Source organism: Paraburkholderia sp., from assembly GCF_036488795.1.
In the GTDB taxonomy this organism is placed as follows: Bacteria; Pseudomonadota; Gammaproteobacteria; order Burkholderiales; family Burkholderiaceae; genus Paraburkholderia.
The window spans coordinates 1-3,668 of the sequence record NZ_DASXHA010000074.1 but is presented as its reverse complement, the minus strand read 5'-3'; the positions used below and the strand labels follow the sequence as shown (position 1 = coordinate 3,668).

Below are 3,668 nucleotides of genomic sequence, written 5' to 3'. Positions count from 1 at the left end.
ATACGGTGATCCGCAACGTCTTGCCGTTCATGGCCTTCGTCACGATGCTGATCGGCATCATCAATTCGACGGGCATCGGCACGGGCCTCGCTCATCTGCTGTCGCCGCTGGCAGGCAATATCATTGGCCTGATCGTGCTGTCCGCGATTTGCGGGCTGCCGTTTCTGTCGCCTGTGCTGGGCCCCGGTGCGGTGATCGCGCAGGTCATCGGCGCGGCGATCATCGGACCGGCCATCGGCAACGGCACGATTCCGCCGCAAATGGCGCTGCCCGCGCTGTTCGCGTACGACACCCAGGTGGGTTGCGACTTCGTGCCGGTCGGCATGGCGCTTGGCGAAGCCAAGCCGGAGACGATCCGCATCGGCGTGCCCGCCGTGCTGATCAGCCGGCAGATCATGGGGCCGATTTCGGTGCTGATCGCATGGGCGGCGAGCTTTGCTCTTTAACTGGTGAGACGAAACGCATATGCACTACTACAAAACGGTGATTTCCGAAGTGGGTCCGGAGGTGAAGGATTTGCTGGAAGGCGGTGTGCTGATTCTTTATGCCGATGGCGCACCGCCAGAGCTGGCCGAGGTGTCGGTGCTGCATCGGGTCGAGCAGGCGCATGCCGAAGCGCCTCGCGCGGGCGCGCAGTTGCGCATCGGCGAGGTCAACGCCTGCGTCACCGCGGTTGGTCAGACGGCGTGGCACAAGGTGCATGAGATGGGTCACGTGGTGATCAATTTCAACGGGTCGAGCGCTGCCGAGCGACCCGGTGAAATCTGCGCACAACCCGTCGATACTGCCCAATTGCTAGCCTGCATCCGCAGCGGCACGGTGATCGAACTCGTCGATCTCTGAGCCGCTCGCGGTTGCGCAACGTCTCTGTCATACAGTGTTCTTGCCGGGCATTGCGCCTGTGAGGCAGTTTGCTGAAAGCCTGAGCTGAAAAGGTCTTGCCATGCTAGAAACCGCAATCGTCGTGAAGGTGCATGAAGGTCTGCATGCGCGCCCCGCAACGCAGTTCGCCAAGCTTGCGAAAGAGTTCTCCTGTTCGCTGCAGATCTTTCGCGGCAGCACCTGCGCCGACGCGAAAAGCGCGGTCAAGCTGATGCTGCTGGGCGTCAAGCAGGACGATCAGGTCTTGTTGCGTGCGGACGGCTCGGACGAGAGCGATGCAGTGCGACGTTTGCTGCAGTTTTTGTCGGAGCCGACAGCCGGGGTCACCCTGGCGCGCCGCGATGGCGAGGAGCAAACAGCGGGCGCTGGCAACGGCGCACAATCGGCGCAGACAGGCCAAGCAGGCCAAGCAGGGCAGGTGGCGCGGAGCGTGCCGGCGCAAGAAAGCGCGGCCCCCTGCGCTGAGCTGCCGGTGCGGGGCGTGCCTGCCAGCGAGGGCCTGGCGTGTGGCGAGGCCTTCGTCTATTTGCCCGAGGAACTGCGAGCGACCCGGCAGTTTATCGAGCCCGACGAAGTGGAAAGCGAACTCGCGCGCTTCGGCACGACGTTTCGTGAAGCCATTGCGGCGTTCGATCAGCAGTTCGAAACAATGGGGCAACACGACGACATCGTCGCGGCACTCGCTGACGTCGCGCAAAGCGACGAGTTTTCCGGCGCGGTAAAGGAGCGCATTGCGGCGGGCTGGGATGCCGCTGCGGCGACGCTGCAGGTTGGCGAAGAGCTCAGCGCCGCGTTTCTCGCCATGGAAGACGAATACCTGCGCAGCCGCGCCGACGATATTCGCGGTATTGCGCGGCAAGTGGCGTTGCGCCTGCTTGGCAAAGAAGACGTGAGCCTCTCCGGCCTGGCCAGGCCGTGTGTGGTGCTTGCCGCGGATCTGAGCGCGCTCGACTTCGCGCGCGCGAGCGTGGCGAATATCGTGGGCCTCGTCTGCATCAAAGGCAGCGCCACTTCGCATCTGGCAATCATGGCGCGCGCGCATGGCATCCCGGCGGTGTTGGGGCTGCCGGTAGCCGAAGCACAGCTACGCGAAGTGGCCGCGGTAGCGCTCGACGGCGCGCAAGGGCACGTGTGGTTCGATCCGTCGCCGGCATTGCAGGCGGACTTTGCCGCGCGCATTGCGCAGGACCGCCGCCGGCATGCCGCGTTGAGTGTCTATCGCGACGTGGCGCCCGTCACGAGCGATGGACGCCACATCGACATTGCCGCGAATCTCGGTTCGCTCATGGAAATCGACGCCGCGCTCGAAGCCGGCGCGATGGGTGTGGGCCTGTTCCGCACGGAATTGTTGTTCATGGACCGCCGCACGATTCCGGACGAAGACGAGCAGTATGCCGTCTATCGCCGCCTTGGCGAGGCCTTTCATCCACGCGCCGTGGTGATTCGTACTCTGGATGTGGGAGGCGACAAGCCGGTGCCCGGCATCGTCTTTCCTCACGAAGACAACCCGTTCCTCGGCTGGCGCGGCGTACGCATGTGTCTCGATCGTCCGGATGTGTTCAAGCCGCAGCTACGCGCGCTGTTACGCGCGGCCGCTGTCGCCAACGTACACGTGATGTTGCCGATGGTCGACGACCTCGACGAGATTCGCCGCGTGAAGGCGTTGATGGCAATCTGTGCAGCGGAGTTGTCGCAAGAAGGCGTGGCCTTTGCGCTGCCGAAGCTGGGCATCATGGTCGAGACACCGGCCGCGGCGTTGACGGCCGATCTGCTCGCGCCCGAAGTCGACTTCTTTTCCATTGGCACGAATGACCTGACGCAGTATGTGATGGCCGTCGACCGCGTCAATCCGAATCTCACCTCGCTCTACAAGACGGATCATCCGGCTGTCTTGCGAGCGATCGGGCTGGTCTGCGAGGCGGCGAAGAAGGCGCACATCAAAGTGGCAGTCTGCGGCGAAGCGGCGGCGCGCCCGGAGATGATTCCGGTTTTGATCGGCCTGGGTGTGGATGAATTGAGCATGAGCCCGTCGTCGGTGCTGAGGGCGAAAAAGATTGTGAGCGAGTTGTAGCGAGCGTGATGAGTGGCAGTGTGCCTCCAGTCGCCTGCGCAATCAGCAGCATTCGGAATCAGTGTCGGTCGGCATTGGGTGTAATCATTCTGTGCATTGCACGTCCTGCTTTCGCACAACGATGATCGCCGGGTAGGTCCCATGCTCGAGCTCCACGCGCGCGACCACCGTCATCGTCGTGCTGTCGCTATCGTCATACACGCTCACCTCTTCATGCCGCAGGCTTGTCACGCCGGTACAGCCCGACGTGCGACCTTCGTCGGAAACCTGACATTGAATCGGGTTCTCTGAAAGGTAGCGAAATTTGTCTCTGTCGGGGGTCGCCAGGTATTCGCGAAAGCTCTGGGCCGATCCACCGATGCCGGTCACATACCCCATGGAACACTGCTGTCTGGGTGCGTCACTGCTCCCGGAAGTTTGAGCTTGCGCGGCCATGCTTGCGAGCGCGCAGAGCCCGAGGAGTGTCGATGCAAGAAGGTATTTCATGAGTCAAATCGCAGTTGTCGGATCGAAGTTCTGAATTGTAATGGCATCTTGCACAAGGGGTCGGCCTGGTTCGCCGACCGGAAATCATCAGAGAGGGGGGGCGCCGGAATCTCATGCTGATGTCCCGAAGGAAGAAGCTCAGGACAGGCATGGTTGCCTGCGTAAATCGTTGTTCAGCCATTACGAATGTCCTTTCCCTGATTTTTCGGATTGCCAGGGACTGCGACTA

Annotated in this window: 3 protein-coding genes and 1 pseudogene; 3 read left to right on the top strand and 1 reads right to left on the bottom strand. The window is 62.3% G+C overall.

The annotated features are described in order from the left end of the window. The 3 genes and pseudogenes from VGH41_RS09960 to ptsP all read left to right on the top strand — a co-directional run. Positions 1-446 (top strand): annotated as a pseudogene (locus VGH41_RS09960) (PTS sorbitol transporter subunit IIB); the annotation flags it as partial. Positions 447-465: 19 nt separating this feature from the next. Continuing rightward, on the top strand, positions 466-843 hold the full coding sequence (locus VGH41_RS09955; RefSeq protein ID WP_331597234.1) for a PTS glucitol/sorbitol transporter subunit IIA: 378 nt from the start codon (positions 466-468) through the stop codon (positions 841-843). Between the two features lie 100 nt (positions 844-943). After that, complete coding sequence (ptsP, locus tag VGH41_RS09950; protein WP_331597233.1) at positions 944-2,953, top strand: phosphoenolpyruvate--protein phosphotransferase; 2,010 nt, start codon at positions 944-946, stop codon at positions 2,951-2,953. 84 nt (positions 2,954-3,037) lie between these two features. Here ptsP and VGH41_RS09945 read toward each other — a convergent pair whose 3' ends face one another. Then, the gene (locus tag VGH41_RS09945; RefSeq protein WP_331597232.1) at positions 3,038-3,439 is read right to left on the bottom strand and encodes a hypothetical protein; all 402 of its coding nucleotides are present in this window, start codon (positions 3,437-3,439) and stop codon (positions 3,038-3,040) included. Between the last annotated feature and the right edge of the window lie 229 nt (positions 3,440-3,668).

Bases quoted from the DNA above. Each gene is read 5' to 3' on its own strand.
- VGH41_RS09955 (WP_331597234.1), top strand. From the start codon at position 466: ATGCACTACTACAAAACGGTGATTTCCGAAGTGGGTCCGGAGGTGAAG.
- ptsP (WP_331597233.1), top strand. From the start codon at position 944: ATGCTAGAAACCGCAATCGTCGTGAAGGTGCATGAAGGTCTGCATGCG.
- VGH41_RS09945 (WP_331597232.1), bottom strand. From the start codon at position 3,439: ATGAAATACCTTCTTGCATCGACACTCCTCGGGCTCTGCGCGCTCGCA.